The 4,807-nt window shown below is 65.7% G+C and carries 5 protein-coding genes and 2 pseudogenes; 3 read left to right on the top strand and 4 right to left on the bottom strand.

The genetic code is table 11. The annotated features are described in order from the left end of the window. Positions 1-191, bottom strand: a pseudogene (locus tag GSQ79_RS29960) (ABC transporter substrate-binding protein); the annotation flags it as partial. Positions 192-369: 178 nt separating this feature from the next. On the opposite strand from GSQ79_RS29960, the gene rocF reads away from it, so the two are divergent. The 3 genes from rocF (at position 370) to GSQ79_RS26950 (ending at position 3,178) form a co-directional block, all read left to right on the top strand. Continuing rightward, positions 370-1,338: an arginase gene (gene rocF, locus GSQ79_RS26960; protein ID WP_246725613.1), complete on the top strand. Its 969-nt coding sequence runs from the start codon at positions 370-372 to the stop codon at positions 1,336-1,338. 162 nt (positions 1,339-1,500) lie between these two features. Then, the gene (locus tag GSQ79_RS26955; protein ID WP_158811816.1) at positions 1,501-2,736 is read left to right on the top strand and encodes a sensor histidine kinase; all 1,236 of its coding nucleotides are present in this window, start codon (positions 1,501-1,503) and stop codon (positions 2,734-2,736) included. Positions 2,737-2,794: 58 nt separating this feature from the next. Continuing rightward, positions 2,795-3,178, top strand: coding sequence for a response regulator (locus GSQ79_RS26950; RefSeq protein ID WP_158811815.1), 384 nt, complete (start codon positions 2,795-2,797; stop codon positions 3,176-3,178). A 56-nt stretch (positions 3,179-3,234) separates the two neighbouring features. On the opposite strand, the gene GSQ79_RS26945 is transcribed toward GSQ79_RS26950, so the two are convergent. The 3 genes and pseudogenes from GSQ79_RS26945 to GSQ79_RS26935 form a co-directional block, all read right to left on the bottom strand. Then, positions 3,235-4,029 (bottom strand): formate/nitrite transporter family protein, encoded by a 795-nt coding sequence (locus GSQ79_RS26945; protein ID WP_158811814.1) that lies wholly within the window; start codon positions 4,027-4,029, stop codon positions 3,235-3,237. 94 nt (positions 4,030-4,123) lie between these two features. Further along, the gene (locus GSQ79_RS26940; protein ID WP_158811813.1) at positions 4,124-4,399 is read right to left on the bottom strand and encodes a hypothetical protein; all 276 of its coding nucleotides are present in this window, start codon (positions 4,397-4,399) and stop codon (positions 4,124-4,126) included. 45 nt (positions 4,400-4,444) lie between these two features. Next, positions 4,445-4,807, bottom strand: a pseudogene (locus GSQ79_RS26935) (sugar transporter); the annotation flags it as partial.

The raw sequence follows: 4,807 nt of genomic DNA, 5'->3' as shown, positions 1-4,807 counted from the left end.
ATCGCGTTGACCAGCGCCTTGCCTTTGAACTGCGGGTATTTCGCCTGCAGGGCTGTGCAGGCTGCGGGCGCCGGGGAGGCGGCGGCCTGCGCGGCCTGCGGCACGGCCAGCGCCGCCGTCATGCAGACAAGCCCTGCCGCGAGCGGCGCGGCGTGGCGGCGGCGCACGGTTTCGATAAGCGTCTTCAACATCGAACAAGCTCCATTGCAGCTGCTGACCAGTGGCGCCTGACCATGCCTCGCCGCACGCCGTCACCTTAGGGACGCCCCCCGCCACGGGCTTGCTCGCAGGCGCACAATTGCTTGCAAAAGCCGGGCAATCCGTGTCTCCCATCGGCGCGAAAGCTGACCTCCGTCTTGCGAAGTGCCCATGCCGATGAAGCCAAGCCAAGCGAGCAGCGTGCCGATCGCCGTCATCGGCGCCCCAATCGAAGCCGGCACCAACCTCGGCGGCGCGCTGATGGGACCGGCGGCGCTGCGCACCGCGGGCCTCGTCCGCACCCTGGAACAGCTCGGCCATAGCGTCGAAGACCAGGGCGATCTGTCGATTGCCGGCATACACCGAACCGTGTTGCCGCCGTCCCCGGGGCCGCGCAACCTCGCGGCAATCACCGCCTGGACGGCGGCGCTGAGCCACGCCGTCCACGCGATCCTCGATGCCGGGTCTTTTCCGGTCGTGCTCGGCGGCGATCACAGCCTGTCCATGGGCTCGATCGACGGTGTCTCGCGCCACTGCGCCGCGCAGGGCCGCGAATTGTTCGTCCTCTGGCTCGACGCCCATGCCGATTTCAACACGCCGGAAACCTCGCTGTCGGGCAATGTGCACGGCATGCCGCTGGCCGCGCTCTGCGGCGAGCCGGGTCTGGAAGCGGTTCTCGGCGGCGAACCCGGCCGGCGCGTCAACCCGGCCAACGTGTCGCTGATCGGCATCCGCTCGCTCGACGACGGCGAGCGGGCGTTGCTCGAAGCGCGCAAGATCGACGTCGTCGACATGCGCTCGATCGACGAATTCGGCGTGGTCGCGCCGCTCCGTCGCATTCTTGCGCGGGTCGCGGCCGCGAACGGCTTTCTTCACGTCAGCCTCGACGTGGATTTTCTCGATCCGACGCTGGCGCCGGGCGTCGGCACCACGGTGCCGGGCGGCGCGACGTTTCGCGAGGCTCACCTCATCATGGAGATGCTGCATGATTCCGGGCTGGTAGCCTCGCTGGATGTCGTCGAGCTCAACCCGTTCCTCGACGAGCGTGGCAAGAGCGCGCTGGTGCTCGTCGAACTGGTCGCGAGCCTGTTCGGGCGCCGGATCATCGAGCGACCGACGCAGGAGGCGAGCCTCGCCTGACTCCGGACATGGCGGATCCGCGGGGCTCGGATGCGCCGCCTTGCTATTCGCGTCAATTCGATGAAAGCTTTAGCGTTGGATCGGTAAGGTCCAGATTCGGTTTCATTGGCTGCACGCGAGTCGATCTGCCACGCGGGCGAACCGTCGCCGAAGGGTAGCGCCGTGTTGGATTTCTTCCGGAGCTTGATCCAGAGCGACAGCCTGTCGCCGCACGGGATCTGCCTGCTCTGGCGTCCCGAACTGGTCTGGACTCACGCCATTTCCGACGCCGTCATCGGCTTGGCCTATTTCTCGATCCCGCTCGTCCTCGTCAGCTTCGTCATGCAGCGCCGCGACGTTCGCTTCAGCTGGGTCGTCTGGTGCTTCGCCGCGTTCATCCTCGCCTGCGGCACCACGCATTTCCTCTCGATCTGGACGCTCTGGGTGCCGGATTACGGCATCGAGGCCATCGTCAAGGCGGGCGCTGCCCTCATCTCGCTGTTCACCGCCTGTGCGCTGTGGCCGCTGCTGCCCAAGGCCGTGGCGCTGCCCTCGCAGGCGCAACTTGAGGAGGCGAACCGCACCCTTGTCGCGCGAATCGCCGAGCGCGACAGTGCCCTCGAAGCGCTGGAGCGCGCGACGGCGGAGCGCGACCAGACGGAGGCGATGCTGCGGCAATCGCAAAAGCTCGAGGCCATCGGCAAGCTGACCGGTGGCCTCGCCCATGACTTCAACAACATGCTGAACATCGTCGTCGCCAATCTCGAGCGGGTGGAGCGCCGGCTGCCGGACGACAGCGCGCTTCGCGACCCCGTCGCCAAGGCGATGACCGGTGCCGAACGCGCGGCCGGGATCACCCACAAGCTGCTCGCCTTCGCCCGGCAGCAGCCGCTGCAGACCAAGGTCATTTCCGTCAACGACGTGGTCAACGATACGCTGTCGATATCCCGGCCGACGCTTCCGACGAACGTCCGACTGAACGCGCAACTCGATCCGGATGTCTGGTCCGTGCGGGTCGATCCGAACCAGCTCCAGAACGCGATCCTCAATCTTCTTTTCAATGCGCGGGATGCCATGACGGGAAGCGGAACCATTCGGCTGACGACGCGTAATATCCAAGCGGGTCAAAGCGAACAGTCCAACCACCTTTCAGCCGATGCGGAATTTGTGGCGATCGAAGTTGCGGATACAGGGACGGGAATGCCACCGGATTTGACGCTGCGGGCGTTCGATCCGTTTTTTACGACGAAACCGCTGGGGCACGGGACTGGCCTGGGCCTGAGCCAGGTTCTGGGATTTGCCCAGCAATCGGGCGGCGATACGACGATGACAAGCCGGATCGGCCATGGAACGAGCGTTCGGGTTTACCTGCCACGATTTGTTGAAAACGTAAGCGTTGCCGCAGAGACGGTTTCATAGCGTGGTTGATGAAACCGCGGTTTTCGTCGGCGGAGATTGTGCTCCTTGGAATTGGCAAATGGTTAAGTCGTCCCGCATGTCCGTCCTCGTCGTCGAGGACGAGCCTTTGATTCTCGACATCGTCGCCGATGAATTGAACGATGCCGGCTTTCACGTCTTGCAGGCGACGACGGGCGAAGAAGCCGTCGCGATCCTGGAAGGCAACCAGGCGGTCGACCTGCTTCTCACTGACATCCGTCTTCCCGGGCTGCTCGACGGGTGGGGCGTCGCAGAGCGGGCGCGCGAGCGATTCACGACACTCCCCGTCATCTATGTCACGGGCTACAGCGGCGAACCGGCCCGGCAGGTTCCCGACAGCATTCTGATCATGAAGCCGTATCGGCCCTCGGCCGTGGTCAAGGCCGCGCAGGGTCTTGGTATCCGCGGCACGCCGACCCAGTAGCGTGCCTCTCGGGCTGTCGTCCGGCGGCCAAAGCCGCGGAACCTCGCGCGTGGCGGTCAGGACAGGACGGGCCGTGCCTCCGGCATCGGCGCCACGCGGGCTTCGCGGTTCTGGTAGGCCAGGAACAGCGCCAGGCCGGTGAAGAGGAAGCCACCGACGAGATTGCCGATGGTCACCGGGATCTCGTTCGACAGAAGGTATTCGCCGACCGTCGCCTTGGCGCCCATCATCAGGCCCAGCGGAAACAGCGACATGTTCACCACGGTATGCTCAAAGCCCTGGCCGAAGAAGGTCAGGATCGGCAGCCAGCAGCCGATGACCTTGCCGGCCACCGTGGGCGCGGCGATCGCCATGGTGACGCCAAGGCACACCAGCCAGTTGCAGAGCATCGCCTTGACGAAGACGGTGATCAGGCCGTCCATGCCGATGGCGGCGTAGCCTGCCGATCGGGCCGCCACAGCCGCCCGGATCTTGTCGCCGATCGGGCCGCCGGCATCATGGCCCGCGCTCGTCAGCGCGACATACATGAGCACGGCGAGGATGAGCGCGCCGATGAAATTGCCGACGAAGGTGAGGACCCAGTTGACCAGCATCTGACGGACGGTGGCGCGGCCGGCCATCACCGCCATGGGCAGCAGCGCGAAGCTGCCGGTCACAAGGTCGAGGCCGAGAACCACGATCATCGCGAAGCCGACCGGGAAGATCAGCGCGCCGACGAGCGGAATGCCGGTCTGGGCGGTGGCCGCGAAGGCCAGCGTGGTCGCGACGCCGAGCAAGGCGCCGGCGAGACCCGAGCGCACAAGAAGCTGCCCGACCGGCATGGTAGTCTTGGCCCAGCCAAGTTCGATCATGCTGCTCACGATATGAGCAGGTTTCAGGGCTTCGGCCATCTGGGGGTCACTCCGCGTTTAGATTGCGCACAATCATAAGCAAGACGCGGGCCGATCAGATCGGGAGGGTCAGGATCCCATAGGCGAGAACGCCGAGACCGAGACAGCGGCGCCACGGATTGACGCCGCGAAGTATTTCGTCGAGCGCCCAGAGAATGAGACCGCCCTTGACGACGATCGCGAGCGCGACGTGCGGGCGCCCGGCTGGATGCCAGGCCCAATCGACGGCACTCCCGATGATGACGATCCAGAGCAGCAGGTTCGGCGCCTGGGCGATCGTGATTGCGCCGGTCTCGCGGTTTTGAAACAACCAGAGCCACAACCGGCGCATGCCTGCGGTTCCTTCAGCCGGCCACGGCGTAACGCCGCGGGTATGCTAGCGGATGACGCTGGCCGTCGACGCGCCCTGGATTGCCGGCGACGCCAGGGTGCCCACCAACCCGAACACCTTCTGCAGGTCGCTGAACGGCGAGTTCGAGACGTACAAGATGTCCTTGTCGTGCACCGCGAAGCGCCGCGCCAGAAACAGCGAGGCCGGCTCGCGCATGTTGATGAGATACACCACCGGCACCAGCGGCAGCGCCGCCTGCTCCGGCGTGATCCCGGCATAGCTCTTGGCCACCGCGATCGGCTCGTAACGCATCACGAACACGCCTTCGGGGTCGGCCCGCTCGTCGACGAGGCCGGCGGACTGCCCGATCGCCTCTTCCAGCGAGATGCCCTTGGCCTCGAACGGCAC

It is taken from the genome of Beijerinckia sp. L45 (assembly GCF_009765775.1).
Taxonomy (GTDB): Bacteria; Pseudomonadota; Alphaproteobacteria; order Rhizobiales; family Beijerinckiaceae; genus RH-AL1.
Note: the sequence above shows the minus strand (reverse complement) of the source record. Positions and strands in the feature narration are given on the sequence as shown.